A 26,037-nucleotide genomic window follows, 5' to 3' on the forward strand; every position below is an offset into this window, starting at 1 on the left:
GCAATTATAGCGCCCCATTTATTCATGTCAACACTTTTTTGCAGTGCATCGAACCGGGCCGGCCGGCGGGCGAACGCAACGCGTCCGCATCGTTTGCGGCACGACCGGGTGTTAGAATGGCCGCCACCAATATAGACATGTCTAAATCGGCATGGTCGTATTGATGCCGCGCACCATCAGCCATCGCAACGAGAACAACCATCGACAAGCCCTTGAGCAAATATCCGTACCCCATCCCGAGCCGTGAAGAGATTCTCGGCGTGCTGCGTACGAGCGACGCGCCTCTCGCCGCGAACGACATCGCCGAGGCACTGTCGATCAAGCGCCAGGAGCGCGAAGGGTTCTTCCGGCGCGTCGCCGCGATGGAGCGCGACGGCCAGATCCGGCTCGACAAACGCGGCCATTACCAGTTGACCCATCCTTCGAACTTCGTCGCCGGGCGCGTGCAGGGCCATCGCGACGGCTACGGGTTCGTGATCCGCGACGACGGCCAGGACGACCTGTTTTTGCCGAACGGCGAGATGCAGAAGGTGATGCACAACGACCGCGTGCTCGCGCGGATCGTCGGCTACGACCGGCGCGGCCGGCCGGAAGGCCATGTCGTCGAGGTCACCGACCGCGCGAACAAGCGCGTGATCGGCCGCCTGCTCAACGAGAACGGCGCGCTGATCGTCGCGCCCGAAGACAAGCGCATCGGCCATGACATCCTGATCACGCAGAACGTGAAGAAGGCGAAGGTCGGGCAGGTCGTCGTCGTCGAGCTGACCGATTTCCCGAGCCGGCATTCGCAGCCGCTCGGCCGCGTGGTCGAGGTGCTCGGCGACATCGACGATCCCGGCATGGAGATCGAGATCGCGGTGCGCAAGTACGGCGTGCCGCACGAATTCAGCCAGCCCGCGCTCGACGACGCGGCCGCGCTGCCGGACAAGGTGCGGCCCGCCGACCTGCGGTTCCGCGTCGACCTGCGCGACGTGCCGCTCGTCACGATCGACGGCGAGGACGCGCGCGACTTCGACGATGCGGTCTACTGCGAGCCGGTCAAGGTCGGCCGCGGCGACGGCTTCCGCCTGATCGTCGCGATCGCCGACGTGTCGCATTACGTGCAGCCGGGCAGCGGGCTCGACGGCGACGCGGTCGAGCGCAGCACGTCGGTGTATTTCCCGCGCCGCGTGATTCCGATGCTGCCGGAGAAGCTGTCGAACGGGCTGTGCTCGCTGAATCCGCAGGTCGATCGCTGCGTGCTCGCGTGCGACATCGTGATCACCGCGCGCGGCGAGATCAAGGCCTACCAGTTCTACCCGGCCGTGATCCATTCGGCCGCGCGCCTCACGTACACGGAAGTCGCGGCGGTGCTCGCGAACACGAAGGGGCCGGAGGCCGCGCGCCGCGCCGAGCTGCTGCCGCACCTGCAGAACCTGTACGGCGTCTACAAGGCGCTGTTCGCCGCGCGGCAAAAGCGCGGCGCGATCGACTTCGATACGACCGAGACGTACATCGTCTGCAACACGCAGGGCAAGATCGAGCAGATCCTGCCGCGCCAGCGCAACGACGCGCACCGGCTGATCGAGGAGTGCATGCTGGCCGCGAACGTGTGCGCGGCCGACTTCCTGAAGCGCAACAAGCATCCGGGCCTGTACCGCGTGCACGCGGGGCCGACCGCGGAGAAGCTCGAGAACCTGCGCGCGTTCCTGCGCGGGATGGGGCTGACGCTCGGCGGCGGCGACACGCCGCACGCGAGCGACTATGCGGCGCTGATGGCGCATATCCGCGACCGGCCCGATGCGCAGATGCTGCAGCCGATGCTGCTGCGCTCGATGCAGCAGGCGGTCTACAGCCCGGACAACATCGGCCACTTCGGTCTCGCGTACGAAGCCTATGCGCACTTCACGAGCCCGATCCGCCGCTATCCGGACCTGCTCACGCACCGTGCGATCTACGCGATCCTGTCCGGCAAGAAGTACGTGCCGAAGGCACCGGACGGCGTCGCGCTGAACACCGCGCTGTCGCCGCGCGCCCGCGCGATGCAGCAGGCCGACGACGAGGCGCGCAATCGCTCGCGCACGACGAACACCGCGATCTGGGAAGAGCTCGGGCTGCACTGCTCGGCGAACGAACGGCGCGCGGACGAGGCGTCGCGCGACGTCGAGGCGTGGCTCAAGTGCTACTTCATGCGCGACAAGCTCGGCGAGGAATACGGCGGGATGGTGAACGGCGTCACGTCGTTCGGCATCTTCGTGCAGCTCGACACGCTGTTCATCGAAGGCCTCGTGCACGTCACGGAGCTCGGCTCGGACTACTTCCAGTACGACGAGATCAAGAACGAGCTGCGCGGCGAGCGCACCGGCATCCGCTATCGCCTGTCGGACCGGGTGCGCGTGCAGGTGAGCCGCGTCGACCTCGACGCGCGCAAGATCGATTTCCGGCTGGTGCGCGACACGCCGGTGAAGGCGCCGCGTCCGGCGGCGGCACCCGTGGCCGCCGGTGCGGATCGCGGCGGCCCGCGCGTGCGCGCGCTGCCGCCGGCCGACGAGCCGGCGCGCGGCAAGAAGGCCGCGAGCGCGCCGAGCGTGGCGGTGAAGGAAGCACGCGCGGCGCGTGGCATCGCCAAGAAGAAGGGGGCGCCGGCGAAGACGGCGGCAAAGAAGGCGCGCGCCCGCAAGAAGTACTGAACGAAGGCGCAGCGCATGCGCTGCGTCCACAGCATCGAGAGACGCCGCGTGACCGGTCATTCGCCGGGCACGCGGCGCTTTCCGTTTCCATGGTTTGCGGCCGTGCGCGTTGCGCGGCCGCGCGTTTGATCGAAGGTTGTTCCAGTCATGTCACGTCTGAAGGTTCTTTACGGTTTTCATGCGGTGACCGCACGCTTGCGGCACGATGCGTCGACGGTTGCGGAGGTGCTGTACGACCAGACGCGCCGCGACCGCCGCATGCAGGATTTCCTGCACGCCGCGAAGGAAGCGGGCGTGCGGCTGATCGCGGCCGACGAGACGCGCCTGTGGGGGCTCGCGCACACCGAGCGCCATCAGGGCGTCGTCGCGCGCGTCGAGGACATTCCGCTCGCGCAGAACCTGTCCGAGCTGCTCGACGGCATCCAGGGCCCGGCGCTGCTGCTCGTGCTCGACGGCGTCACCGATCCGCACAACCTCGGCGCGTGCCTGCGCGTGGCCGATGCGGCCGGCGCGCATGCGGTGATCGCGCCGCGCGACCGCGCGGTCGGCCTGAACGCGACGGCGGCGAAGGTCGCGAGCGGCGCGGCCGACACGGTGCCGTACATCACGGTGACGAACCTCGCGCGGGCGCTGCGCGAGCTGAAGGAGGCCGGCGTGTGGATCATCGGCACGTCGGACGAAGCGTCGGCAACGCTCTACGACATCAAGCTCGACGGCCCGGTCGCGCTCGTGATGGGCGCGGAAGGCGAGGGCATGCGCCGGCTCACGCGCGATACCTGCGACGAAGTGATGAGCATTCCGATGGCCGGCAGCGTCGAAAGCCTGAACGTGTCGGTCGCGAGCGGCGTGTGTTTGTATGAAGCGGTAAGGCAGCGGCGCGTGAAGGCGTGACGTGTTGACGTCTTTGCGTCGACCGCCGGTCGCTGCGGCCGGACGGCGGGCCTGAAGTTGGGCGGCATCGGTGACGATGCCGCCTTTTTTGATGTTCATCTGGAAGGCCAGCTCCATGCCCGGAGCTGGCCTCTGCGCAATTACGCAGTCTGCCCGTGCTCGTCCCGCAGCTCCCGCCGCAGGATCTTCCCGATATTGGACTTCGGCAAGCTGTCGCGGAACTCGATGTACTTCGGCTTCTTGTAGCCGGTGAATTCCTTCTTGCAATAAGCCATCAACGCTTCCGTGGTGAGCGCCGGATCTCGTCGCACGACGAACAGCTTCACCGCTTCGCCCGAATTCGAATCCGGCACGCCGACGCACGCGCATTCGACCACGCCCGGATGCGCGGCGACGACGTTTTCGATCTCGTTCGGATACACGTTGAAGCCCGACACGAGGATCATGTCCTTCTTGCGATCGACGATGCGCACGAAGCCGTGCTCGTCCATCACGCCGATGTCGCCCGACTTGAAGAAGCCGTCGGGCGTCATCACCTTCGCGGTTTCGTCGGGGCGGTTCCAGTAGCCTGCCATCACCTGCGGGCCGCGGATCGCGATCTCGCCGGGCTGCCCTTGCGCAACGGGCTCGTCGTTCTCGCCGAGAAGCGCGATGTCGGTCGACGGCACCGGCAGGCCGATCGTGCCGGTGAACGCGCCGAGCGTCGGGGGATTCAGTGTCACGCAGGGCGACGTCTCCGACAGGCCATAGCCTTCGAGAATCGGGCAGCCGGTCGTTTTCATCCAGCGCGCGCTGACGACCTCCTGCACGGCCATTCCGCCGCCGAGCGTGATCCGCAGTCCGGAAAAATCGAGCGCGGCGAACCCGGGATGGTTGAGCAGCGCGTTGAACAGCGTGTTCACGCCCGGGAAGAAATTCACGCGATGCCGCGACAGCTCCTTGACGAACCCGTCGACGTCGCGCGGATTCGGGATCAGCAGGTTCATCGCGCCCCAGCGCGCGCCCATCAGCATGCACGCGTTCAGCGCGAGGATGTGATAGAGCGGCAGCGCGCAGACGGTCACGAGCGCGTCGATCTGCGGCGCCTTGCGCAGCGCCGGCTGGCTCCACGCGTCGTTCTGCAGGATGTTCGCGATCACGTTGCGATGCGTGAGCGTCGCGCCTTTCGACACGCCGGTCGTGCCGCCCGTGTATTGCAGGAACGCGACGTCGTCGTGATTCAGCGCGGCGGGCTGGAACGGCTGCCGTGCGCCGTCCCGCAGCGCCGTGCGAAACGGCGTCGCGCCGGGCAGCCGGTACGGCGGCACAAGCTTCTTCACGCGGCGCGCGACGAAGTCGACGACCATGCCCCGCAGCGGGCCGAGCAGGTCGCCCAGCGACGCGACGACGACGTGCCGGACGTCGGTTCGCGCGATCACCTGCTGCAGCGTCGTCGCGAAGTTCTCGAGCACGACGAGCGCTTGCGCGCCCGAATCGCGGAGCTGGTGCTCGAGTTCGCGCGGCGTATAGAGCGGATTGACGTTGACGACGGTAAAGCCTGCGCGCAGCGCCGCGGCGACCGCGATCGGATACTGCAGCACGTTCGGCATCATCACCGCGACGCGCGCGCCTTTGCGCAGCCCGCGGTGTTGAAGCCAGGCGCCGAGATGGCGCGAGTACGTGTCGAGTTCCGCGTAGGTCATCGTGCGCCCCATGCACGCATACGCATTGCGTGCCGCGAACGTCGCGAACGACTCGTCGAGCAGGTGCGCGAGCGACGGGTAGCGATCGGGATCGACGGTCGCGGGAACGCCCTCGGGGTAGGACTTCAGCCAGATTCTTTCCATCGTGGTTCTCTCAGTGTCGCGACGCTCGCGCGTATCGCTTTGTCGGTGTCGGAGCGCGTCGCTGCGCGTCGGCGGACGCCGATTGTCGCGGGAACGACTGCCTATGACAAGTCGATGACCTGATCCGGTTCCCTTGACGGGACGCGGCACGTCTCGCCCGGGACGGCGACCGCGCGCGGCGGACTCGCTAGAATGGCGCACGCCGTTCCTCCGGATGCCTATCCATGAAACTTTTCATTCGCGGCGCATTCTGCGCCGGCCTCTGCATGCTGGCCGCGTGCACGTCCCCGTCGCTCGTCGGGCGCAGTACGTACTTCGCCGATACGAGCCATCACGCGCAGGGCGCCGATGCGCGCATCCGTTTTCTCGTGATGCACTACACCGAGAGCGGCGAAGCGCGATCGCTGCGCACGCTGACGGGCGACGCGGTCAGCGCGCACTACGTCGTGCCGGCGCAGCCGCGCATCGAATGGGGCAAGCCGGTCGTCTTCCAGCTCGTGCCGGAGGCGCAGCGCGCGTGGCATGCGGGCGTCAGCGCATGGCAGGGTGCGACGGAGCTGAATGCGGCGTCGATCGGCATCGAGAACGTCAACGGCGGCCCGACCGACACGCCGCAGGGCCGCACCTGGCAGCCGTATCCGCCCGAGCAGGTCGATGCGCTGATCCGCCTGTCGCAAGACATCGTCGCGCGCTACGCGATTCCGCCGACGCGCGTCGTCGGGCACAGCGACATCGCGCCGCAGCGCAAGATCGACCCGGGGCCGGCGTTCCCGTGGCACGCGCTCGCGCAGGCCGGCGTCGGCGCATGGCCGGACGACGCGACGGTCGCCGCGCGTCTGGCCGGCCGCGATCCGCATGCGGCGGTCGACGTGCGCGGGCTGCAGCTCAAGCTGGCGCGCTACGGCTATGACGTGCCGACGGACGGCGTGCTCGACGCGCGTACGCGCCGCGTGTTCGCCGCGTTCCAGATGCATTTCCGGCCGTCCGACTACACGGGCGACGCGGACGCGGAGAGCGACGCGATCGCGCAGGCGCTGCTCGACAAGTACCTTCCGGGCCAGGCGCCGGCGGAAGACGGCGCGGCCTCCGGCGCACCCTGAGCGCGCCGTGGGCCGCAAACGCGCGGACAATCGCCCGACTCCGGTAAACTGGCGGTTTTCCGCAATCCAGCAGCATTTTCCTCACATGACTCAAGACGAACTCAAACGCCTCGTCGGCCAGGCCGCGGCCGATTACGTGATCCAGAACGTGCCGGAAGGCGCGGTGATCGGCGTCGGCACCGGCTCGACCGCCAACTGCTTCATCGACGCGCTGGCCGCCGTCAAGTCGCGCTATCGCGGCGCGGTGTCCAGCTCGGTCGCGACGACCGAGCGCCTGAAGGCGCACGGCATCACGGTGTTCGACCTGAACGACGTCGAATCGCTGCAGGTGTACGTCGACGGCGCGGACGAGATCGACGCGAGCGGCGCGATGATCAAGGGCGGCGGCGGCGCGCTGACGCGCGAGAAGATCGTCGCGTCGGTGGCCGACACGTTCGTGTGCATCGCCGACGCGAGCAAGCGCGTGCCGGTGCTCGGCGCATTCCCGCTGCCGATCGAAGTGGTGCCGATGGCGCGCACCGCGATCGGCCGGCGCGTGACGGCGGCCGGCGGCGTGCCGGTACTGCGCGTGACGAAGGACGGCGCGCCGACCATCACCGACAACGGCAACGAGATCATCGACGTGAAGGGCCTGCAGATCGCCGATCCGCGCGGCTTCGAAGCGGAGGTCAACGCATGGCCGGGCGTCGTGACGGTCGGCCTGTTCGCGGCGCGCGGCGCGAACCTGTGCCTGCTCGGCACGGAGCGCGGCGTCGAGACTATCGTTTATCCCGACGTTTGTAAGAAATGAAAAGCAGTGCGTAATGCACTGCATGTTCAAATCTTGTTTAAAATCGCGGCCCGGCAAGCGCAGAGCGCTTCCCGGGCTTTTTTGGATGCCTTATAAATCCCCCCCGAAAGTAAGAGGGATAACCCTGTCAGGTGTTTACCAGATAGCGTAACGGCCTCGAAACTCATCAACTTATAGATCATAAGAACAGTCGTAACCAGGGCCGGCGGAACTGCGGAGCAGGTATTCGCAAATCGACGCACGGGGAGGTGTCATGGAGCAGGGCAAAGACCGGTCACTGGTCGCCAAAGTGATGGATGGACTTGTCGCGGGCATCGTCGAGGACAAGTACGGCGGCATTTTGCCGCCGCAGGATGTACTGTCGAAGGAATTCGACGTGAGCCGCACGGTCATGCGTGAGGCATTGTCGATGTTGCTGGCGCGCGACATGCTCGACGTCCGTCCGAAAGTGGGTACGCGCGTTCGGCCCATGCGTGACTGGCGCATGATCGACGAGGACGTCGTGAGCTGGCGGTTTCGGGCGAAACCCGATCCGCAGTTCATGCGCGACGTGATCGAATTCAGGATGCTGATCGAGCCGCGGGCGACCGCGCAGGCGGCCGTGCGCGCGAGCGCGGCCGAGGTCGCCGGCATTCGCGAGGCGTTCGAGGCATTCAAGGCGCTGCAGCCGGGCGACCCCGGCTACGACGCGGCGGACGAACTGCTGCATACGCGGATCGTTCACGCGAGCGGCAATCAGTTCTTCCAGCAGATGGCGGCGATCGTGCGCGGCGCGGTGCGGCTCGTGAATCCGCGGGTCGTGCAGAAGGCGGGCGCGCACGACGTGGCGCTCAAGGCGCACGCGCGCGTGGTCGACGCGATCGAACGCCGCGATCCGCGCGAGGCCGAGGCGGCGTCGCTCGCGCTGATCGACTTCAGCGCCGACGAAATCTCCCGGGACTTCTCCGTCGACGTGCCGGTGCGAGCCTGACCCGGCGCATTCCGCTCATCCGGTCGGCGGCTTGCCGTTTATCATGACGCCCGGCCGGCATGACGTCGGCCATCGTCTCACGACCGACACGGATGATCCGGATGAAAGACCTCGAATCACGCGCGGTGCGCTTCGGCATCGTCGGCGCAGGCAGCATCGCGCGCCGCTTCGCGCAGAGCCTTGCGCACGTACCGGGCGCCGCGCTGGCGGGCGTCTGGGCGCGTCGCGCCGACGCCGCGGCAGCCTTCTGCGCAACCCATGGCGGCACGCCTGCCGCCAGTCTCGACGCGCTCCTCGCGAGCGACGTCGATGCGATCTACATCGCGACGCTCCATGACAGTCATGCCGAGTACGCGCTGGCGTCGCTAGCGGCCGGCAAGGCCGTGCTGTGCGAAAAGCCCGCGACGCTCAATGCCGCACAGCTCGAGACCGTGCTGCATGCGGCGCGCAACGCCGGCCGGCTGTTCATGGAGGCGATGAAGCCGCCGTTTTTCCCGCTGTACCGCAAGCTGCGCGCGCATCTGCGCGACGACCCGATCGGCGAGATCCGGCTCGTGCGGGCCGGCTGCGCGTCATCGAGCGTGCCCGGCGACCATCCGGTGTATCGCCTCGAGCAGGCGGGCGGCGCGCTGCTCGACATCGGCATCTACGAGACGTTTCTCGCGGTCGACTGGCTCGGCGCGCCGCTCGACGTGCAGACGCTGGGGCGGGTCGGCGCGACGGGCGTCGACGTGTTCGCGAGCCTCAACAGCCGCCACGCGGGCGGCGGCATTGCGCAGCTCTTCTGCGGGCTCGACGTGATGGGGCGCGGCGACGCGCTGCTGGCCGCGGCGGGCGGGCACGTGACGATCCACGAGAAATGGTGGAATCCGGCGCGCGCGACGATCTGTTATGCGGACGGCCGGGTGGTCGAGCTCGACGCGCCGTTCGACGGCGGCGGCCTCAACTACGAGACCGCGCATTTCTGCGACCTGCTGCGCGCGGGGCGGACCGAAAGCCCGGTGATGACGCACGATCATTCGCGGCGGATGATCGCGATGACCGATGCGGCGCGCGCCGCGCTCGGCGTGCGCTATCCGGGGGAGTGAGGCGGCCGCCGTCCGGCGCGTGACGTGCGTGATGCGTCAGTGCCGCGCCGGCAGCGACAGCCGCTTTTCGTACCAGCGCTGCACCCATTCGAGGATCTGGCACAGCACCCAGTACACGGCGGCGGCGGCCAGGTACAGCGGCAGCGGCTGGTAGGTCGCGGCGATCACTTCCTGCGCGCTGCGCAGCAGCTCGGTGACGGTGATCACCGACACGAGCGACGTGTCCTTGATCAGGCTGATCAGGCTGTTCGACAGGCTCGGCACGGCGATGCGCAGCGCCTGCGGGCCGATCACGTAGCGCAGCGTCTGCCCCCACGACAGCCCGAGGCTGTACGCGGCGAGCCACTGGCCGCGGTGGATGCCGTTGATCGCGCCGCGCATGCTTTCGGACATGTAGGCGGCGACGTTGGCGGACAGCGCGATGACGCCCGCGGGCGTCGGATCGAGCGAGATGCCGAGGCTCGGCAGCCCGTAATAGATCACGAAGATCTGCACGAGCAGCGGCGTGCCGCGCATCACGCTGACGTAGCCGCGCGCGAGTGCCGCGAGCGTGTTCACGACCACGCGTTCGACGCCGGAGGTGATGCCGTCGCTTTGCCGGATGCCCATCATCGCCAGTACGACGGCGCCCATCAGGCCGAACACCATCGACAGGACAGCGAACTTGACGGTGAGCACGGCCCCTTGGGCAAGTACCGGCAGCGATTGGACGAGCAGGGAAGTGGTCGACATGGAGTGCTAGGCGGGTGCATGCGCGAAAGCGCAATCATAAACCGGGCGAAAAAACAAAGGGCGGCATCGTTGAGGATGCCGCCCTTTCGACCCGCCTTCCGGCGGGTATGCTGGCGAGCTTGCTCGAGTGCTTACTTGATCGGCTTCGTCACGTCGATGCCGAACCACTTGTCCGAGATCTTCGTGAAGGTGCCGTCGGCTTCGAGCTGCGCCATCGCGTCGCCGATCGCCTTCTGGAACTTCGGGTTGCCCTTCTTGAACGGAATGCCCGACGGGTTCGCCGAGCCGACGTTCGCGCCCGGGCGCAGCGGCAGCTGCGAATTCTTCGTCAGGTACGCGAGCATCAGGCGGTCGTTGAGCGCCGCGTCGAGACGGCCGGCCGCGAGATCGCGCAGGTACTCGGGCGCGCCCGGGTACGTTTTCACGTCGATGCCCGGCACCGACTTCGCCATGTCCATGTAGTTCGTGCCGAGCGCGACGCCGAGCTTCTTGCCCTTCAGATCCTCGAGCGACTTGAACTGGCGGGTGTCGTCCTTGCGCTGGATCAGCTGCGCGGACGAATAGGTGTACGCCGGCGAGAAGTCGAGCGTTTCCTTGCGCTTGTCGGTGATGCCGACCTGGTTGGCGATCACGTCGAACTTGCCCGCCTGCAGGCCCGCGATGATGCCGCTCCATTCGGTCGTGACGAATTCCGGCTTCACGCCGAGCTTGGCCGCGACGGCCTTCGCGATGTCGACGTCGAAACCGACCAGCTCGCCCTGCGGGCTCTTCGAGTTGAACGGCGGGAACGTGCCTTCGAGGCCGACCCGCAGCGTGCCGCGCTGTTTCACTTCGTCGAGGAGGTCGGCCGCGTGCGCGGTCGCGGCGGTGAACGACGCGCCGATCAGGCCGGCGACCAGCAGTTTCTTCAGCAGCGCAATTTTCATCGTGTGTTTCCTTACCCGGTCCGGGTCAATGATTCGGATCGATGATAGCGATAAAGCTATCAATAGCGAAATATAGTTTGCTTATGCCTATATTACGACGCTCGAGCGCCGGCCACTGCCTTCACGCATTCGGCGACGAGCGACGGGCCGCGGTAGATGAAGCCGGTGTACAGCTGGACGAGCGACGCGCCGGCCGCGAGCTTCGCCTGCGCGTCCGCGCCGGAGAAGATGCCGCCGACCCCGATGATCGGCACCGCGCTGCCGAGTTCGGCGTGCAGCTTGCGAATCACCTCGTTCGACGCCTCGAACACCGGCCGCCCGGACAGGCCGCCGGCTTCGTCCGCGTGCGGCAGGCCCTGCACCGCGGCGCGCGACAGCGTCGTGTTGGTCGCGATCACCGCCTCGATCTTGTGGCGCAGCAGCGTGTCGGCGATTTCCTTGACCTGCTCGTCGTCGAGGTCCGGCGCGATCTTCAGTGCGAGCGGCACGAGCTTGCCGTGCAGGTCGGCGAGGCGCTGCTGCTTGTCCTTGAGCGCCGCGAGCAGGGCGTCCAGCTCGCCCGCGCCCTGCAGCTGGCGCAGGTTCTTCGTGTTCGGCGACGAGATGTTGATCGTCACGTAGCTCGCGAACGGATAGACGCGCTCGAGGCAGTACAGGTAGTCGTCGGCGGCGCGCTCGATCGGCGTGTCGGCGTTCTTGCCGATGTTCAGCCCGAGGATGCCGCGGTAGCGGGCCGCCTGCACGTTCTTCACGAACTGCTCGACGCCGCTGTTGTTGAAGCCCATCCGGTTGATCAGCGCATCGGCCTGCGGCAGCCGGAACATGCGCGGGCGCGGGTTGCCGGGCTGCGGGCGCGGCGTGACCGTGCCGACCTCGATGAAGCCGAAGCCGAGCGCCGCGAGGCCGTCGATCGCCGCGCCGTCCTTGTCGAGGCCGGCCGCGAGGCCGACCGGGTTGCGGAACGTGAGTCCCATCACGGTGCGCGGCGCGTCGGGCACGCGGGCCGACAGCGCGCAGGCGAGGCCGGTGCGGCCGGCCGCGCCGAGCGCGCGCAGCGTGAGGTGGTGAGCATCTTCCGCATCCATCTTGAACAGGGATGCGCGGGCCAACGGATAGAGGGAACTGAACACGGGAATGGGCGACAGCCGAAAATATGACAACCGGCTATTTTACCGGGAGTTGCGCGTCCGGGGCGGCCTTTGCCTGACGCGCGCCGTGACGGCCGGATAGCATGACGCGGCGGCGGCGCGCGTGGCGCACGCCGCTGCGCCGCACGCGCGTGTCAGATCGAGCCGGAATGCCCGCCGGGGAGCGGCGCGCGCGCGAGCGCCGCGTCGACGGGCGGCAAGTCGAGCCGTTCCGGATCGAGCAGCTTCCAGCGCCCGTCGATCAGCCCTTCGAGCGGGTGGAAATTCGCCTTGTACGCCATCTTCGGGCTTTCGCGGATCCAGTAGCCGAGATACACGTAGGGCAGGCCGAGGCTTTTCGCCTGCTCGATCTGCCAGAGGATGTTGTAGGTGCCGTAGCTCGTATGCGGGTCGTCAGGCTCGAAGAACGTGTACACGGACGAGAGCCCGTCGCCGAGGATGTCGATCATGCTGACCATGCGCAGCTGGCCCGGCTCGCCGCCCGGCGCATCGAGGTCGCGGAATTCGACGAGGCGCGAATTGATCCGGCTCTGCAGCAGGAACTGCTCGTACTGGTCGCGGCTGTCGCGGTCCATTCCGCCGCCCGCGTGGCGCGCGGACTGGTAGCGCATGTACAGCGCGTAATGCTCCTCGTCGTAATGCAGCGGCGACACCGTCGCGATCAGCGCGCGGTGCCGTTTCCACATCCGCCGCTGCGTGCGGCTCGGCGTGAACGCCGCGACCGGCACGCGCACCGGCACGCACGCGCGGCAGCCGTCGCAGTACGGCCGGTAGGTGAAGACGCCCGATCGCCGGAAGCCGGCCTTGACGAGCTCGGTGTAGATGTCGGAATTGATCAGGTGGCTCGGCGTCGCAACCTGCGAGCGCGCGACGCGGCCGTCCAGGTAACTGCACGGGTAGGGCGCCGTTGCATAGAATTGCAGCGCCGAAAGCGGTGAAAGCGGCAGCTCAGTCGGGTGAGTCATGGGCAGCTCTCGTGGCAAGGAGGGAGTGCCGCGCTAGCGCTCGTTTCCGGCACGGGCCGCCGGTTCGCCGCGGCCCGCCAGCGTGGCGAGCACGCGCTTGTCGAACTGCCACGGTATCGGCGGTTCGGCCACCGCGCGGCGCACGTGGGCGACGAAGGCCTTGCGTGCGATCTCGCGGCCGCCGAGCGACGCTAGATGCGACGTATTCTGCTGGCAGTCTATCATCTCCAGCCCGTGCTCGCGAAGGTGCGCGACCAGCGTGGCCAGCGCGATCTTCGACGCGTCGGTGGCGTCGGCGAACATCGATTCGCCGAAGAACATCCGCCCGAACGCGACGCCGTAGAGCCCGCCGACGCGCCGTCCGTCGTGCCAGGTCTCGATGCTGTGCGCGTTGCCGGTGCGATGGAGCGACGTGTACGCGTCGATGATCTCCGCAGTGATCCAGGTGCCCCGCTGGCCGCGTCGCGGCGCCTGCGCGCAGGCGCGCATCACGCCGGCGAAATCGTGGTCGACCCGCACTTCCCATGCCGGCTCGCGCAGCACGCGCCGCAGCGTCTTCTTCAGCGACGGCGACACCTTGAACTCGGCCGGCACGAGGATCATCCGCGGGTCGGGGCTCCACCACAGCACCGGCTGGCCGTCCGAATACCACGGGAAGATGCCGCGCTGGTAGGCGTCGATGAGGCGCGACGGCAGCAGGTCGGCGCTGGCGGCGAGCAGCCCCGGTGCGCCGGTTGCCGGACCGAGTGCCCGTTCGACGGGCGGAAACGGATCGTCAGGGCCGAGCCACGGGACCATGGGCGGCGCTCAGCCGTTGCGCAGCGAGCGGAAGATGTCGCCGGTGTGGACGCCGTAGTCGCCGGTGGCACGGTCGGCAAAGAAGAATCGCAGGGTCTGGCTGACGGTCGGGAACGCGATTTCGTCCCACGGAATGTCGGCCTCGTCGAACAGCTTCACCTCGAGGCTTTCCTCGCCGGCCTCGAACGCCGGATCGACGAGACGTGCCAGATAGAAAAGGTGCACCTGATGCACGTGCGGCACGTTGAGCAGCGTAAAGAGATTCTGCACCTCGACGCGCGCGCCGGCTTCCTCCAGCGTTTCGCGCGCGGCGGCCTCGGCGGTCGTCTCGCCCATTTCCATGAAGCCCGCCGGCAGCGTCCAGAAGCCGTAGCGCGGCTCGATCGCGCGGCGGCACAGCAGCACCTGCTCGCCCCACACGGGGACCGTGCCGACGACGTTGCGCGGATTCTGGTAGTGGATCGTGCCGCATTGATCGCAGACGAAGCGCTCGCGGTTGTCGCCCGGAGGAATGCGCGCGATGACTTCGTGACCGCAGACGGAGCAGAATTTCATGTCGTGTGGAAGGGACGAGGTGATGCGAGTGTATCACCGGGGCGGCGCATTCTCGAACGCGCCGAGTCGAGCGGAGGCCGGCGCGCGGGCGTGGCGCAAAGCGTGAGCGGAAAACAAAAAGCCCGGCGCTTGGGCCGGGCTTCCTGCATGAATCGGGACGCTTGGTTGCGGGGGTAGGATTTGAACCTACGACCTTCGGGTTATGAGCCCGACGAGCTGCCAGACTGCTCCACCCCGCGTCCGTCGAAGAAATAAATTATAAGGAAGTGTGTCCGGCTGTGCAAGCACTTTCTGACAATCGGCTTATAGGGGCTTCTGGGGCAGGTACGCCGAACCGTGCGCTAGAATCGAGCGGTTTGTGTCGACACCCCGGCAGCGGCGCCGCGTGCGATGGCAGCGGTCCTGGCTGCGCCTCCTTTTCGCTTTGACGGATTCATGGATATTCCTCTCGATCTGCAGTCGATCGGCGCGCAGGAACAGGCGCTCGTGTTTCCCCGTTTCGATGCCGCACGCGCGTGGGCGCTCGGCAGCCGGCTGCACGCGCTCGCCGCGTCGCGCGACCATGCGGTCGCGATCGACATCACCACGTTCGGCCAGACGCTGTTCTTTGCCGCGCTGGCCGGCGCGACACCCGACAACGCCGACTGGGTGCGCCGCAAGCGCAACGTCGTCGCGCATTTCCGCCGCAGCTCGTACGCGATCGGCCTGCGCATGCAGCAGGCCGGCACGACGCTCGCGGACAAGCACGGGTTGCCGGTGACCGAGTATTCGCCGCACGGCGGCGCGTTTCCGCTGACGGTCGACGGCGCCGGCGTGATCGGCTCGGTGACCGTGTCGGGGCTGCCGCAGCGCGCGGACCACGAGCTGGTCGTCGAGGCGCTCTGCGCGGAACTGGGGCAGGACTACGCGGCGCTCGCGCTGGCGAGGAGCTGAGCGATGCAGCTCCCCGGTTACGCGTGGCTCGCGATCGCGATCGTCGCGGAGGTGATCGGCACGTCCGCGCTGCGCGCGGCGGACGGCTTCACCCGCTTGTGGCCGTCCCTGCTCGTCGTGGCGGGCTATGCCACCGCGTTCTACTGCCTGTCGCTGACGCTCAGGACGATGCCCGTCGGCATCATCTATGCAGTGTGGTCGGGCGCCGGCATCGTGCTGATCACGCTCGTCGCGATGCTGCTGTATCGCCAGGTGCCGGACGTGCCGGCGGTGATCGGCCTGTCGCTGATCGTCGCGGGCGTCGTCGTGCTGAACCTGTTCTCGAAGATGCAGGCGCACTGACCGCGCCTGCGACCAGCCGGATTGCTTTCATGACCGATTCCATCCCCGTCGCTTCCGACCAGCACGATGTGCGCGCCTATGTGGCGAACCGCATCGGCTTTCTCGAACTGAACCGGCCGAAGGCGCTCAACGCGCTGTCGGTCGGGATGATCCGCACGCTGCACGCGGCGCTGGACACCTGGCGCGACGACCCCGAGGTCGTCGCGGTCGTCGTATACAGCCCTCACGCACGCGCGTTCTGCGCGGGCGGCGACGTGCGCTTTTTCCACGATGCGTGGCAACGCGGCGACCGCGACGCGGTCGACACGTTCTTCATCGACGAATACTCGCTGAACCATGCGATCTTCACCTATCCGAAGCCGTACATCGCGCTGATGCACGGCGTCGTGATGGGCGGCGGCATGGGCATTTCGCAGGCGGCGCGGCACACGGGCGGGCTGCGCGTCGTTACCGATTCGACGAAGATGGCGATGCCGGAAACGCGCATCGGCCTGTTCCCCGACGTCGGGATGAGCTGGTTCCTCGCGCGCACGCCGGGCGCGATCGGCCGCTATCTCGCGGTGACCGGCGCGACGCTCGATGCGGCAGGCGCGCTGTACGCGCAGCTCGCCGACGTCTACGTGCCCGACGCGGCGCTGCCGGCGCTGCTCGACGCGTTGCGCCACGAACGCTTCGACAGCGGTGCGCAGGCGGTCGAATGCGTGGCCGCGGCGGCCGCCGCGCACAAGGTCGTGCCGACGCCCGACACGTCGGCGCTTGCGGACGCGCGCGCCGGGATCGACCGTCATTTCGCGCAGCCCGATCTCGTCGCGACGCTCGCGTCGCTCGACGCCGAGCAGGATTGCGCGGCGGTGGACGGCTGGGTCGAGAAGGCCGCGCACGCGATGCGCAGCCAGCTGTCGCCGCTGTCGATGGCGGTCTCGCTGGAAGTGGTCGAGCGCGCGCGCGGCGCGACGATGGCCGATTGCCTGCGGCGCGACCTCGACCTGACGCGCTCGACGTTCGCGCGCGGCGACGTGATCGAAGGCGTGCGCGCGCTGATCGTCGACAAGGACCAGCAGCCGGCCTGGCGCTTCAAGTCGATTGCGGACGTCGATCGCGCGGACGTGCTGGCGATGTTCGACAGCCCGTGGGCGCCCGACACGCATCCGCTGCGGAATCTGCGCGACTGACGGTCTTTAGCACCATCGGATGAAACAAATCGGCCGCCTGCGCATGCAGGCGGCCGATTCGTTTTCAGGCTTGATGCGGGCGGGCGCTTCGGCCCGTCATTCCTCTCGTGCGGCGTCCGACATGAATGCGCGCATGAACACGAGCGCGCCCCAGCCCCACAGCGCATTCGCCGCGAAGCCGACCGCGAGCACCGGCAGCATGTTGCCGGACGGCCAGATGCCGCGCAGCGGATCGATCGCGAACACGCGGGCGGCGGTCAGCACGATCCCGCCGAACACCAGCGCGCCGATCCACGGCGCCTCGCGCTCCGGCGACACGCGCAGCAGCCACGCCATCGGAATGGCACAGCACGCACTGATCAGCGCGTTTGCGACAAATTCAGGAATGCCGAGCGGCGCGAACGGCGCTGTGGAGAAGCCGGCCGCGGCGATCAGGTCCGCGGTATGAAGCAGCGCGAGCGTCGCTTCGCGGAAGAACAGCGCGGCCAGGAAGCCCGACAGGAACGGCAGGATGACTTTCTGCATCGTAAGTGCACCGCGGGCGCGTACGGCCGGGGCCGTCCCCGCGGGATTGTTCGAAATGGTCCGTCATTATAGGGGGTGCCCGGGCGGATATTCGCTCCAGCGTCATGCTAATCACGAAAGCGGAAAACTTAAGCTCAAAAAAATCGTTCCAAAGCCCACCCCCCGTCCCTAGACTGATTTCCCAGAACCCGCCGCGCAACCGCGTACTCGCCCGCCGCGCGGCTGGCCGGCGAGCCATCCCGATTCGAACGCACGCGATGCATGCGCCGCCCGTCCGCGGCGCGAGCAGGGCGGTGCTTTATCTCAATTCTGGCAAGGACAGTCACGCAGGAGCAGCAGATGAATGTGTTCTGGTTTATCCCCACGCATGGCGACAGCCGCTATCTCGGCACGGCCGAAGGTGCGCGCGCCGCGGATTACGACTACTTCAAGCAGGTCGCCGTCGCGGCCGACACGCTCGGCTACGAGGGCGTGCTGCTGCCGACCGGCCGCTCCTGCGAGGATGCGTGGGTCGTCGCGTCGAGCCTGATTCCGGCGACGCAGCGGCTGAAGTTCCTCGTCGCGGTGCGGCCCGGCATTGCGTCGCCGGGGCTCGCTGCGCGCATGGCGGCGACGTTCGACCGCCTGTCCGGCGGGCGTCTGCTGATCAACGTCGTGACGGGGGGCGATGCCGCCGAACTCGAAGGCGACGGCCTGTTCGCCGATCACGACACGCGTTATGCGATCACCGACGATTTCCTGCACATCTGGCGCGGCCTGCTCACCGCGTCGCATGACAACGGCGGCTTCGACTATATCGGCAAGCATCTGCAGTCGAAGGGCGGCAAGGCGCTCTATCCGCCGGTGCAGCATCCGCACCCGCCGCTGTGGTTCGGCGGTTCGTCGCCGGCCGCGCATGCGATTGCCGCCGATCACATCGACACCTATCTGACGTGGGGCGAGCCGCCCGAAGCGGTCGCGAAGAAGATCGCCGACGTGCGCGCACGGGCGGCGGAACGCGGCCGCGAGATCAAGTTCGGCATCCGCCTGCACGTGATCGTGCGCGAGACCGAGGACGAAGCGTGGCGCGACGCCGAGCGCCTGATCAGCCGCCTCGACGACGAGACGATCGCGCGTGCGCAGCAGGCGTTCGCGAACATGGATTCTGAAGGCCAGCGCCGCATGGCCGCGCTGCACGGCGGCAAGCGCGGCGGCCGCGAGGCGCTCGAGGTGTACCCGAACCTGTGGGCCGGCGTCGGCCTCGTGCGCGGCGGCGCGGGCACCGCGCTCGTCGGCAATCCGGAACAGGTCGCGGAGCGCATGCGCGAATACGCCGAGCTCGGCATCGAGACCTTCATCCTGTCCGGCTATCCGCACCTCGAGGAATCGTATCGGTTCGCCGAGCTCGTGTTCCCGCTGATCAAGGGGCCGCGCGCGTCCAAGGCCACCGGCCCGCTGTCCGGCCCGTTCGGCGAGATCGTCGGCAACAACTATCTGCCGAAGGCGAGCCAGAGCTGAGCGAACGGAGGGCTGCAATGACAACGAAACCGTCGACGGCGGGCGGCGGCATCGCCGCCCGCGCGTGGCGCGGCGTGGCGCCGTGGCTCGTGCCGCTCGCGCTCCTGATCGTCTGGGAAGCCGGCGCGCGCATCGGCTGGCTGTCGACCCGCGTGCTGCCGGAGCCGGTCGCCGTCGTGCGCGCCGCGTGGTCGCTCGTCGCGTCCGGCGAGCTGTGGGCGAACGTGAAGGTCAGCACCTGGCGCGCGCTGCTCGGCTTCGCGCTCGGCGGCGGCGTCGGCCTCGCGCTGGGGCTCGCGACCGGCCTGTCGAAAGCCGCCGAGATCGCGCTCGATTCGACGATCCAGATGATCCGCAACATCCCCGCGCTCGCGATGATCCCGCTCGTGATCCTGTGGTTCGGCATCGACGAGAAGGCGAAGCTGTTCCTCGTCGCGCTCGGCGTGTTCTTTCCGGTCTACATCAACACGTATCACGGGATCCGCTCGGTCGACGCAAACCTGATCGAGATGGCGAAAAGCTACGGCGTGCGCGGCTTCGCGCTCTATCGCGACGTGATCCTGCCCGGTGCGCTGCCGTCGATCCTCGTCGGCGTGCGCTTCGCGCTCGGGCTGATGTGGGTGATGCTGATCGTCGCGGAAACGATTTCCGCGCAGTCCGGTATCGGCTACATGACGATGAACGCGCGCGAATTCCTGCAGACCGATGTCGTGGTGGTCGGCATCCTGCTGTACGCGGTGCTCGGCAAGGTGGCCGACGTGCTCGCGAAGTGGCTCGAGCGCGCGACGCTGCGCTGGCACCCCGCCTATCAATCAGGAGCACCGGCATGAATGCGACGATTTCGGCGGCCGGATTCGGGCCGCTTGCCGCCGCGGACCTCGAGGCGGAATTCACGCACGCGCGCATCGCAGATGGCGACGCCCGCGATGCCGCGGTGCTCGAGCGCGACAGCGGCGCATCCGTCGTGCCGCTCGCGCGACGTCATCGAGGCGGCGCGGCGGGCTCCGCGGTAGACGATGCGATCACGCTGAGCGGCGTCGGCAAGCGCTTCGGCGCGCGCACCGTCCTCGACAACGTCGATCTCGGCATCGCGCGCGGCAGCTTCGTCGCGATCGTCGGCCGCAGCGGCTGCGGCAAGTCGACGCTGCTGCGGCTCGTCGCGGGCCTCGAGCAGCCGAGCACCGGCGTGCTCACGGCGCGCGGCGAAGGCGGCGGCGCGCTCGACACGCGGATCATGTACCAGGAAGCGCGCCTGCTGCCGTGGAAGACCGTGCTGCAGAACGTGATGCTCGGGCTCGGGCGCGGCGCCCGCGACGATGCGCGCGCGGTGCTCGACGAGGTCGGCTTGCTCGAACGCGCCAACGACTGGCCCGCGCAGCTGTCGGGCGGGCAGCGGCAGCGCGTCGCGCTCGCGCGCGCACTCGTGCATCGGCCGCAACTGTTGCTGCTCGACGAACCGCTCGGCGCGCTCGACGCGCTGACCCGCATCGAGATGCATGCATTGATCGAGCGCCTGTGGCGCGAGCACCGGTTTACGGCGCTGCTCGTCACGCACGACGTGCAGGAAGCCGTCGCGCTCGGCGACCGGATCCTGCTGATCGAGCAGGGGCGTGTCGCGCTCGACCAGCCGGTGCCGCTCGACCGGCCGCGCGAGCGCGCGTCGGCCGCGTTCGCGGCGCTCGAGGATCGCGTGCTGAGGCGCGTGCTGGCGGGCGGGCCGGCCGCGGCAGGGCAACCTGCCCACGACGCGCAGGGCGCCCGGCCCGCCGGGCGGATTCGCTGGGCCGTCTAACCGGGGCGGCGTCGGCCGCCCCTCTTGAAACTTTTTCTTCGGAGCGATCATCCCGATGAGCATTACTGCAATCAACGTGCGCAACCAGTTCAAAGGCAAGGTAAAGGAGATCATCCGCGGGCCCGTGGTGTCCGAGGTCGACGTCGAAACGCCTTTTGGCATCGTCACGTCGGTGATCACGACCCGCTCGGTCGACGAACTCGAACTGAAGGTCGGCGCCGAAGTCGTCGCGCTCGTGAAGTCCACGGAAGTGTCGATCGCGCGGCTCTGAGCGCGGCTGAAGGTGCGGAAGCCGTCGGCGGGTGCTGCCTCCCGTCGCGGTGGCCGGCCCTGCTGGCTGCGTGATCGCATCGGTGTTCGCAATCCGGGCGAAGTGCTAGGATGGAGCGACACCGACGCGGAGGCAGCGCATGATCCCCATCCTTTCTCCCGAAGCCATCGAGGCGCTGAAATGGATCGACCAGTTCGGCGACAGCCGGCCGGTGCCGGCGGCGTTCAGCGACATCGTCTACGTGCTGCTGAACGAAGGGCTGATCTATCAGGCGGCCACCGACCGGGTCGATCTCACCGCCGACGGCAAGGCCGTCTTGTCCGACGAATATGACTGAGCGCCCTGTACGGGGCCTCGAGCATCGACGGGGGGCGAGATGGAACTGAAAGGCAGCGATCTCGGCGACTACAGCGAGCCGTACCGCGGCTTCGAGATCGAAGTGAAGACCGAGCAGGTCTGGGACGGCGAGCACGTGCACTATCGCGTGCTGCAAGGCGACGCGGTGCGGATCGACTGGCGGCTCGTGAAGGTCGACGGGCTGCTGCTGACCGAGCGCCGGGTGATCGAGCGCGTGCTGAACGAGGCGCGGCGCGCGGTCGATGCGGAGCTTGCCGGCGACGCGGGTGCATAGCGCCGGGCGGGCAGGGCGCCGGTTGCGGTAAAATCGCAGGTTGCTTCCTGCGCCTGCTCGTTGCCCGAATTCCATGCCCGTTTCGTCTTCGCTTCCTCCCCGCCGCGTGTCCGTGGCACCCATGCTGGACTGGACCGACCGTCATTGCCGGTCGTTCCACCGCACGCTCACGCGCCATACGTGGCTCTATACGGAAATGATCACGACCGGCGCGCTGCTGTTCGGCGACGCGCAGCGGCACCTCGCGTTCACGCCGAGCGAGTCGCCGGTCGCGCTGCAGCTCGGCGGCAGCGAGCGGGACGATCTCGCGCGCGCCGCGAAGCTTGGCGAACAGTGGGGCTACGACGAAATCAACCTGAACTGCGGGTGCCCGTCGGAACGGGTGCAGCGCGGCGCGTTCGGCGCGTGCCTGATGAACGAGCCGCAGCTCGTCGCGGATTGCGTGAAGGCGATGCGCGATGCCGTGTCGGTGCCGGTGACCGTCAAGCACCGGATCGGCGTCGATGCGGTCGAAGAGTATGAGTTCGTGCGGGATTTCGTCGGCACGGTCGCGGAGGCGGGCTGCGAGGTGTTCGTCGTGCATGCGCGCAACGCGATCCTGAAAGGGCTGTCGCCGAAGGAAAACCGCGAGATTCCGCCGCTCAAGTACGACTATGCATATCGGCTGAAGCGCGACTTCCCGTCGCTGGAGATCGTGATCAACGGTGGCATCAAGACGCTCGACGAGGTTGCGCAGCATCTCGAACACGTTGACGGCGTGATGCTCGGTCGCGAGGCGTATCACAATCCTTATGTGCTGGCGGGCGTCGATGCGCGGTTCTATGGCGCGAACGACGCGGCGCCGACGCGCGAGGAAGCGGAAGCGCGGTTGATCGAATACTGCGCGGCGGAGCTGAAGCGCGGCACGTATCTCGGCGCGGTCGTGCGCCATGCGCTCGGACTGTACCGCGGCGTTGCGGGGGCGCGCGGCTGGCGGCGTGTGCTGTCGGACAACAAGAAGCTCGCGCGCGGCGATCTGGCCGTGTTCGACGAGGCGCGGGCGCATCTTTTCGCTGCCGAAGAAATTTTTGAAAAAAACGCTTGGCAAGATTAAAAAAGCTCCATATAATCTCACTTCTTCGCTGCTGAACAACAAAGCGACGCGGCAAAGAAACAAGCAGTATCAGTGGTGGCTGTAGCTCAGTTGGTAGAGTCCAGGATTGTGATTCCTGTCGTCGTGGGTTCGAGTCCCATCAGCCACCCCAAAGAATTACTTTAAAAACAGCGCCTTAGAGGGCGCTTTTTTTGTTTGCGGCGTCGGGATCGCGATTTTTGGAAGATGCCATTCCAATTTTTGGAAGATCTTCAGCGCCAAGTTTTTCCCTTCTTCACTGCTCTGATCGTCGACGGGTCTACCCCATGCTCGATCGCCAGCCGATACGGCGACTTCGCCGATACCTGAATTGCTGTCGCTTCGTTGCGCGTCAGCTTCGCCCTCCCGTTTGATTCAGCGACCGCAGACCGATTTCGGTTGACGCGATCGCGCACGTTGTCGCCCTGGCTTCCATGCCTCAAATGCGTTGGGTTGCAGCATCCCGGGTTGTCGCACGTGTGTCGAATCACTGTGCCTGCCGCCGGCTTCGTCCTGTTGAAGATGTTCCAGATGATGCGGTGCACGCGGGTCTGACCGCGGCGAACGGCGTTGGCGGTGGCGTGACGTTCAAGCTGTCCGGGCTGACGTTGAGCGGGCCGCGCGGCGCCGGCGCGCCGGACATCGCATTGCTCTTCAACGAAGCGGCGTCTTGCACGCCCGCGAGCGTGACTCTGGTGGTGACCTGATGGCGGACCTGAACGATTACACGGCGCTGATCACGTCGGAGCACCGCGACAAGCCACGATTCGCGGCGACCGTGGTTGCCGTCGTGCAGCCGCTCGTCGACCAGATGAATCTGCTCGCGAGTATGCCGAGCAAGTTCGACCTGGACGTCGCCGTCGGCAATCAGCTCGACACGGTCGGGTTGTGGGTGGGCGTCTCGCGGCGGATCCGCACGCCGCTGACTGGCATCTACTTCTCGTTCGATATCGCCGGGCTCGGCTTCGATCAAGGTATCTGGAAGGGGCCATTCGACCCTGACACGGGTCTGACCGTTCTCGACGACGACACGTACCGGCTGGTCATCCGCGCGAAGATCGGCGCGAACCACTGGGACGGGACGCTCGAGCAGTCGGCCGCAATTCTGAACAGCATCTTTGGCGCGGACACGCACGTATTCATCGAGGACCACCAGGACATGTCGATGACGATCGGGATCTCTGGAAAGGCTCCGTCCGCGGTGTTCCTCGCGCTGCTCGCCGGCGGATACATCCCGCTGAAGCCCGAGGGCGTCCGCGTCAACTACACGATCGTCACGACCGTCGACGGCGCCCCGATGTTCGGCTTCGACATGAACAACCAGTTCGTCGCTGGCTTCGATACCGGGGCCTGGGGAAAGCCGGTCTGACCCACACAACGAATCTCACGCTTTGTGCCGCCTTCGGGCGGCTTTTTTTTGCTCGGAGCATTGATGGCAGCCGATGACTTTCTCCCGTTCGGCGGCGGTGGTGCCGCGAACGTCATCGATCAGCCCACCTACGCTGCGCTCGCTGCCCGCCTGACCGGCTTCCAAGCCGGAACGGCGCAGTCGGCGCAGCTCAACAAGGTCTGGCGCCAGTCGAGCATCATGGCTTCGGTAGTCGCGCAGTTCATCGTCAACCAGACCGGCCAACCTGCGATTGACGATGGTACGACTGCAACGTTGCTGTCGAACCTCGCAACGGCTGTCGCGGTTTCGGCTCGCCAAAACCCTGTCCTGACCGATACGGGCGCGGCTAACGCTTACGTTGTAGCGAACCTGTCGGCGTTCACGGCCTACCCGACCGTTTCCGGCCTTGTCATCGACGTTAGCATCGCCAATGCGAACACGGGAGCATCCACGCTCAACGTCGACGGCCTCGGGACGAAACCTATCCTCGGCCTGGGCCTGCAACCGCTTCAGGGTGGCGAACTGATCGTTAAGGGCGTGGCGTGCCTGATGTACGTTGTCGCGTCGACCGTCAATGGCGGAAACGGCGCATGGGTCATCATGGGCAGCACCGGCGCCGCCCTCCAAATCGCCCCCGCCACTCGGAGCCAGCATGCCATGCAACCTGGGCAGCAAGGCCACGGCCAATGCCGCCTCTCGGTCGCGAGTGCAACGTCGCTCGTGCTCAATCCCTATAACGGTAACGTCGTCGTCGTCAACGGTGTGCCGTTGCAGCTGCCATCGCCAGGCGTCTCGATCAGCAACGCTAGCCTCGCAGCATCGACGGTCTACTATGTCTACCTCGCCGGCACGACTGCATCGCCTTCTCTGGTATTGTCGACGACGACGCATGTCACCGGTTCGAACGGCATCAAGGTGATGAGCGGCGACGCGACCAAGACTCTGGTGGGGAGGGTCTGGACAAATGCGAGCAGCCAGTTCGTGACGACCGCCGCTGGTAACCGGATGCTCTGCCGGTCGTGGTTCAATCGAAGCAGCACCTTCGATAACATTACCACGGCGCCCTTCAACATCACCAACACCAGCATCGCTGAAATTTCGTCGGCGATGCGGATCAACTTCCTGTGTTGGGCCGACGAAGCAGTGCAGGTATTCATTGGCGGCCTAATCCAGAACAACACAGCCGGATCGAATATCACAGTTGCTGGCTACATTGATGGTTTCAGTGTCACTCCCACGCAGTCATTTACGAGTCCGGTGGCGAACCAAGGAGCCCCATACAATGTCGGCAGCGTTCAGCAATATTCTGAGGCCGTGCTGCATTTATGCACGCTGTATGGTCAGGTGAACGGTAATACGGGAACGCTAACCCAGAACGTCAACCTCGTTATCCGCTGAATATATGACAACACAAAAGCAGATCGGTCCGAGCTTTTATGATGAGCTGGTTGCGTACGGCGGACTCATCGGTGCGCACTTCACATGGAGCAGCGACGGCGCCATTGAATTCTTCAGCGACACGCCGACCGCCGTTGTGGCGGGAGTCAACGCAGTCTATGCTGCGCATAACCCCGCTACCATCCCCATTGAGTTGCGGGTGGCGCAGGCACTGGCGGTTGGCCTTACCATCACGAGCACCTCTACGCCGGCTATCAACGGAACATACGCGGTCGATTCTCTCAGTCAGTCCGACATCGTTGCGATCGAAGCCAGTCTGAACGCCGGTAAGGGCTTTCCGGGCGGCAGTTCGTCGACGTTCAGTTACCCCGACATGAGTGGCGCACTGCATGGCTTCAGTGAAGCAAATTTCACCAACTTCGCCGCCGCGGTCAGGGACTACGTATATGCGTTGAAGGCGGCAGTTCCGGCCAAGGCGTCGATGTTGCCATCCGCAATCGTCACGATCGCTTGAGAT

The 26,037-nt window shown here is 66.8% G+C and carries 29 protein-coding genes and 2 tRNA genes; 21 read left to right on the plus strand and 10 right to left on the minus strand.

The annotated features are described in order from the left end of the window. Positions 1-212 precede the first annotated feature (212 nt). Both rnr and rlmB read left to right on the plus strand, forming a co-directional pair. Positions 213-2,669, plus strand: coding sequence for a ribonuclease R (rnr, locus tag HWX31_RS07805; protein ID WP_174964197.1), 2,457 nt, complete (start codon positions 213-215; stop codon positions 2,667-2,669). A 147-nt stretch (positions 2,670-2,816) separates the two neighbouring features. Continuing rightward, positions 2,817-3,560, plus strand: coding sequence for a 23S rRNA (guanosine(2251)-2'-O)-methyltransferase RlmB (rlmB, locus tag HWX31_RS07810; RefSeq protein ID WP_174964196.1), 744 nt, complete (start codon positions 2,817-2,819; stop codon positions 3,558-3,560). A gap of 140 nt (positions 3,561-3,700) precedes the next feature. On the opposite strand, the gene HWX31_RS07815 is transcribed toward rlmB, so the two are convergent. Then, a complete protein-coding gene (locus HWX31_RS07815) occupies positions 3,701-5,386 on the minus strand; it encodes a long-chain-fatty-acid--CoA ligase (protein WP_174964195.1) in 1,686 nt (561 codons plus the stop codon). A 224-nt stretch (positions 5,387-5,610) separates the two neighbouring features. Here HWX31_RS07815 and HWX31_RS07820 point away from each other — a divergent pair, with 224 nt between their 5' ends. The 4 genes from HWX31_RS07820 (at position 5,611) to HWX31_RS07835 (ending at position 9,334) form a co-directional block, all read left to right on the plus strand. Then, positions 5,611-6,486, plus strand: a complete 876-nt coding sequence (locus HWX31_RS07820; protein ID WP_174964194.1) for an N-acetylmuramoyl-L-alanine amidase — start codon at positions 5,611-5,613, stop codon at positions 6,484-6,486. An 85-nt stretch (positions 6,487-6,571) separates the two neighbouring features. Continuing rightward, complete coding sequence (gene rpiA, locus HWX31_RS07825) at positions 6,572-7,276, plus strand: ribose-5-phosphate isomerase RpiA (protein WP_174964193.1); 705 nt, start codon at positions 6,572-6,574, stop codon at positions 7,274-7,276. A gap of 253 nt (positions 7,277-7,529) precedes the next feature. Further along, positions 7,530-8,246 (plus strand): FadR/GntR family transcriptional regulator, encoded by a 717-nt coding sequence (locus HWX31_RS07830; RefSeq protein WP_059617280.1) that lies wholly within the window; start codon positions 7,530-7,532, stop codon positions 8,244-8,246. 101 nt (positions 8,247-8,347) lie between these two features. Then, positions 8,348-9,334 carry a Gfo/Idh/MocA family protein gene (locus HWX31_RS07835; RefSeq protein ID WP_174964192.1) on the plus strand — a complete coding sequence of 329 codons (987 nt, stop codon included), beginning with the start codon at positions 8,348-8,350 and terminating at the stop codon, positions 9,332-9,334. A gap of 36 nt (positions 9,335-9,370) precedes the next feature. Here the strand turns inward: HWX31_RS07835 and HWX31_RS07840 are convergent, their stop codons facing one another. From HWX31_RS07840 to HWX31_RS07870, 7 genes are all read right to left on the minus strand, one after another. Continuing rightward, complete coding sequence (locus tag HWX31_RS07840; RefSeq protein ID WP_174964191.1) at positions 9,371-10,066, minus strand: amino acid ABC transporter permease; 696 nt, start codon at positions 10,064-10,066, stop codon at positions 9,371-9,373. A 131-nt stretch (positions 10,067-10,197) separates the two neighbouring features. Beyond that, entirely contained in the window at positions 10,198-10,992 is a 795-nt protein-coding gene (locus HWX31_RS07845) for a cystine ABC transporter substrate-binding protein (RefSeq protein WP_010092489.1), read from the minus strand. A gap of 92 nt (positions 10,993-11,084) precedes the next feature. Beyond that, positions 11,085-12,122 (minus strand): quinone-dependent dihydroorotate dehydrogenase, encoded by a 1,038-nt coding sequence (locus HWX31_RS07850; protein ID WP_059617286.1) that lies wholly within the window; start codon positions 12,120-12,122, stop codon positions 11,085-11,087. Between the two features lie 152 nt (positions 12,123-12,274). Further along, entirely contained in the window at positions 12,275-13,105 is an 831-nt protein-coding gene (locus HWX31_RS07855) for an arginyltransferase (RefSeq protein ID WP_174964190.1), read from the minus strand. Between the two features lie 33 nt (positions 13,106-13,138). Beyond that, positions 13,139-13,903, minus strand: coding sequence for a leucyl/phenylalanyl-tRNA--protein transferase (gene aat, locus HWX31_RS07860; protein ID WP_174964189.1), 765 nt, complete (start codon positions 13,901-13,903; stop codon positions 13,139-13,141). A 9-nt stretch (positions 13,904-13,912) separates the two neighbouring features. Next, positions 13,913-14,458: an NUDIX hydrolase gene (locus HWX31_RS07865; protein WP_174964188.1), complete on the minus strand. Its 546-nt coding sequence runs from the start codon at positions 14,456-14,458 to the stop codon at positions 13,913-13,915. A 162-nt stretch (positions 14,459-14,620) separates the two neighbouring features. Next, a tRNA-Met gene (locus HWX31_RS07870) sits at positions 14,621-14,697 on the minus strand. A 196-nt stretch (positions 14,698-14,893) separates the two neighbouring features. Here HWX31_RS07870 and HWX31_RS07875 point away from each other — a divergent pair. From HWX31_RS07875 to HWX31_RS07885, 3 genes are read left to right on the plus strand one after another with little or no spacing between them, the layout of a single operon-like run. Then, complete coding sequence (locus HWX31_RS07875) at positions 14,894-15,391, plus strand: heme-degrading domain-containing protein (RefSeq protein WP_174964187.1); 498 nt, start codon at positions 14,894-14,896, stop codon at positions 15,389-15,391. Between the two features lie 3 nt (positions 15,392-15,394). Next, complete coding sequence (locus HWX31_RS07880; RefSeq protein WP_059560391.1) at positions 15,395-15,733, plus strand: DMT family transporter; 339 nt, start codon at positions 15,395-15,397, stop codon at positions 15,731-15,733. Between the two features lie 29 nt (positions 15,734-15,762). Then, positions 15,763-16,905 carry an enoyl-CoA hydratase/isomerase family protein gene (locus tag HWX31_RS07885; protein ID WP_174964186.1) on the plus strand — a complete coding sequence of 381 codons (1,143 nt, stop codon included), beginning with the start codon at positions 15,763-15,765 and terminating at the stop codon, positions 16,903-16,905. A gap of 96 nt (positions 16,906-17,001) precedes the next feature. Here HWX31_RS07885 and HWX31_RS07890 read toward each other — a convergent pair whose 3' ends face one another. Continuing rightward, positions 17,002-17,430: a hypothetical protein gene (locus HWX31_RS07890; protein WP_010092481.1), complete on the minus strand. Its 429-nt coding sequence runs from the start codon at positions 17,428-17,430 to the stop codon at positions 17,002-17,004. 339 nt (positions 17,431-17,769) lie between these two features. Between HWX31_RS07890 and ssuD the strand changes: the two genes are divergently transcribed. The 8 genes from ssuD (at position 17,770) to HWX31_RS07930 (ending at position 22,865) form a co-directional block, all read left to right on the plus strand. Next, positions 17,770-18,927: an FMNH2-dependent alkanesulfonate monooxygenase gene (gene ssuD / locus HWX31_RS07895; protein WP_059896000.1), complete on the plus strand. Its 1,158-nt coding sequence runs from the start codon at positions 17,770-17,772 to the stop codon at positions 18,925-18,927. A 17-nt stretch (positions 18,928-18,944) separates the two neighbouring features. Next, complete coding sequence (gene ssuC, locus HWX31_RS07900) at positions 18,945-19,757, plus strand: aliphatic sulfonate ABC transporter permease SsuC (RefSeq protein WP_174964185.1); 813 nt, start codon at positions 18,945-18,947, stop codon at positions 19,755-19,757. Then, positions 19,754-20,719, plus strand: coding sequence for an ATP-binding cassette domain-containing protein (locus HWX31_RS07905; protein ID WP_174964184.1), 966 nt, complete (start codon positions 19,754-19,756; stop codon positions 20,717-20,719). Before ssuC ends, HWX31_RS07905 begins: the two co-directional genes overlap by 4 nt. A gap of 55 nt (positions 20,720-20,774) precedes the next feature. Next, positions 20,775-20,990, plus strand: a complete 216-nt coding sequence (locus HWX31_RS07910; RefSeq protein WP_006400187.1) for a TOBE domain-containing protein — start codon at positions 20,775-20,777, stop codon at positions 20,988-20,990. Between the two features lie 139 nt (positions 20,991-21,129). Continuing rightward, positions 21,130-21,327, plus strand: a complete 198-nt coding sequence (locus tag HWX31_RS07915; RefSeq protein WP_174964183.1) for a hypothetical protein — start codon at positions 21,130-21,132, stop codon at positions 21,325-21,327. Positions 21,328-21,366: 39 nt separating this feature from the next. Next, positions 21,367-21,621, plus strand: coding sequence for a hypothetical protein (locus tag HWX31_RS07920; RefSeq protein ID WP_059617299.1), 255 nt, complete (start codon positions 21,367-21,369; stop codon positions 21,619-21,621). A 73-nt stretch (positions 21,622-21,694) separates the two neighbouring features. Further along, positions 21,695-22,714, plus strand: coding sequence for a tRNA dihydrouridine(20/20a) synthase DusA (gene dusA / locus HWX31_RS07925; protein WP_174964182.1), 1,020 nt, complete (start codon positions 21,695-21,697; stop codon positions 22,712-22,714). Positions 22,715-22,789: 75 nt separating this feature from the next. Continuing rightward, positions 22,790-22,865 (plus strand) — tRNA-His (locus tag HWX31_RS07930). A gap of 100 nt (positions 22,866-22,965) precedes the next feature. On the opposite strand, the gene HWX31_RS35325 is transcribed toward HWX31_RS07930, so the two are convergent. Further along, positions 22,966-23,277, minus strand: a complete 312-nt coding sequence (locus tag HWX31_RS35325; RefSeq protein ID WP_174964181.1) for an HNH endonuclease — start codon at positions 23,275-23,277, stop codon at positions 22,966-22,968. Positions 23,278-23,313: 36 nt separating this feature from the next. Between HWX31_RS35325 and HWX31_RS35145 the strand changes: the two genes are divergently transcribed. From HWX31_RS35145 to HWX31_RS07950, 4 genes are all read left to right on the plus strand, one after another. Beyond that, positions 23,314-23,439 (plus strand): hypothetical protein, encoded by a 126-nt coding sequence (locus HWX31_RS35145; RefSeq protein ID WP_279613142.1) that lies wholly within the window; start codon positions 23,314-23,316, stop codon positions 23,437-23,439. Further along, complete coding sequence (locus tag HWX31_RS07940; protein WP_174964228.1) at positions 23,439-24,101, plus strand: DUF2612 domain-containing protein; 663 nt, start codon at positions 23,439-23,441, stop codon at positions 24,099-24,101. Before HWX31_RS35145 ends, HWX31_RS07940 begins: the two co-directional genes overlap by 1 nt. A 63-nt stretch (positions 24,102-24,164) precedes the next feature. Further along, positions 24,165-25,520: a hypothetical protein gene (locus tag HWX31_RS07945; RefSeq protein ID WP_174964180.1), complete on the plus strand. Its 1,356-nt coding sequence runs from the start codon at positions 24,165-24,167 to the stop codon at positions 25,518-25,520. Positions 25,521-25,524: 4 nt separating this feature from the next. Beyond that, entirely contained in the window at positions 25,525-26,034 is a 510-nt protein-coding gene (locus HWX31_RS07950) for a hypothetical protein (RefSeq protein WP_174964179.1), read from the plus strand. Positions 26,035-26,037: the final 3 nt, after the last annotated feature.

The sequence above is a fragment of the Burkholderia ubonensis genome (assembly GCF_902833085.1).
Classification (GTDB): domain Bacteria; phylum Pseudomonadota; class Gammaproteobacteria; order Burkholderiales; family Burkholderiaceae; genus Burkholderia; species Burkholderia ubonensis.

Bases quoted from the DNA above. Each gene is read 5' to 3' on its own strand.
- rlmB (WP_174964196.1), top strand. From the start codon at position 2,817: ATGTCACGTCTGAAGGTTCTTTACGGTTTTCATGCGGTGACCGCACGC.
- aat (WP_174964189.1), bottom strand. From the start codon at position 13,903: ATGGTCCCGTGGCTCGGCCCTGACGATCCGTTTCCGCCCGTCGAACGG.
- ssuD (WP_059896000.1), top strand. From the start codon at position 17,770: ATGAATGTGTTCTGGTTTATCCCCACGCATGGCGACAGCCGCTATCTC.
- HWX31_RS07820 (WP_174964194.1), top strand. From the start codon at position 5,611: ATGAAACTTTTCATTCGCGGCGCATTCTGCGCCGGCCTCTGCATGCTG.
- HWX31_RS07815 (WP_174964195.1), bottom strand. From the start codon at position 5,386: ATGGAAAGAATCTGGCTGAAGTCCTACCCCGAGGGCGTTCCCGCGACC.
- HWX31_RS07920 (WP_059617299.1), top strand. From the start codon at position 21,367: ATGGAACTGAAAGGCAGCGATCTCGGCGACTACAGCGAGCCGTACCGC.
- HWX31_RS07865 (WP_174964188.1), bottom strand. From the start codon at position 14,458: ATGAAATTCTGCTCCGTCTGCGGTCACGAAGTCATCGCGCGCATTCCT.
- HWX31_RS07915 (WP_174964183.1), top strand. From the start codon at position 21,130: ATGATCCCCATCCTTTCTCCCGAAGCCATCGAGGCGCTGAAATGGATC.
- HWX31_RS07835 (WP_174964192.1), top strand. From the start codon at position 8,348: ATGAAAGACCTCGAATCACGCGCGGTGCGCTTCGGCATCGTCGGCGCA.
- HWX31_RS07830 (WP_059617280.1), top strand. From the start codon at position 7,530: ATGGAGCAGGGCAAAGACCGGTCACTGGTCGCCAAAGTGATGGATGGA.
- HWX31_RS07875 (WP_174964187.1), top strand. From the start codon at position 14,894: ATGGATATTCCTCTCGATCTGCAGTCGATCGGCGCGCAGGAACAGGCG.
- HWX31_RS07885 (WP_174964186.1), top strand. From the start codon at position 15,763: ATGACCGATTCCATCCCCGTCGCTTCCGACCAGCACGATGTGCGCGCC.
- HWX31_RS07905 (WP_174964184.1), top strand. From the start codon at position 19,754: ATGAATGCGACGATTTCGGCGGCCGGATTCGGGCCGCTTGCCGCCGCG.
- HWX31_RS07945 (WP_174964180.1), top strand. From the start codon at position 24,165: ATGGCAGCCGATGACTTTCTCCCGTTCGGCGGCGGTGGTGCCGCGAAC.
- HWX31_RS07845 (WP_010092489.1), bottom strand. From the start codon at position 10,992: ATGAAAATTGCGCTGCTGAAGAAACTGCTGGTCGCCGGCCTGATCGGC.
- HWX31_RS07855 (WP_174964190.1), bottom strand. From the start codon at position 13,105: ATGACTCACCCGACTGAGCTGCCGCTTTCACCGCTTTCGGCGCTGCAA.
- rpiA (WP_174964193.1), top strand. From the start codon at position 6,572: ATGACTCAAGACGAACTCAAACGCCTCGTCGGCCAGGCCGCGGCCGAT.
- HWX31_RS07890 (WP_010092481.1), bottom strand. From the start codon at position 17,430: ATGCAGAAAGTCATCCTGCCGTTCCTGTCGGGCTTCCTGGCCGCGCTG.
- ssuC (WP_174964185.1), top strand. From the start codon at position 18,945: ATGACAACGAAACCGTCGACGGCGGGCGGCGGCATCGCCGCCCGCGCG.
- HWX31_RS07910 (WP_006400187.1), top strand. From the start codon at position 20,775: ATGAGCATTACTGCAATCAACGTGCGCAACCAGTTCAAAGGCAAGGTA.
- HWX31_RS07840 (WP_174964191.1), bottom strand. From the start codon at position 10,066: ATGTCGACCACTTCCCTGCTCGTCCAATCGCTGCCGGTACTTGCCCAA.
- HWX31_RS07880 (WP_059560391.1), top strand. From the start codon at position 15,395: ATGCAGCTCCCCGGTTACGCGTGGCTCGCGATCGCGATCGTCGCGGAG.
- dusA (WP_174964182.1), top strand. From the start codon at position 21,695: ATGCCCGTTTCGTCTTCGCTTCCTCCCCGCCGCGTGTCCGTGGCACCC.
- HWX31_RS07950 (WP_174964179.1), top strand. From the start codon at position 25,525: ATGACAACACAAAAGCAGATCGGTCCGAGCTTTTATGATGAGCTGGTT.
- HWX31_RS07940 (WP_174964228.1), top strand. From the start codon at position 23,439: ATGGCGGACCTGAACGATTACACGGCGCTGATCACGTCGGAGCACCGC.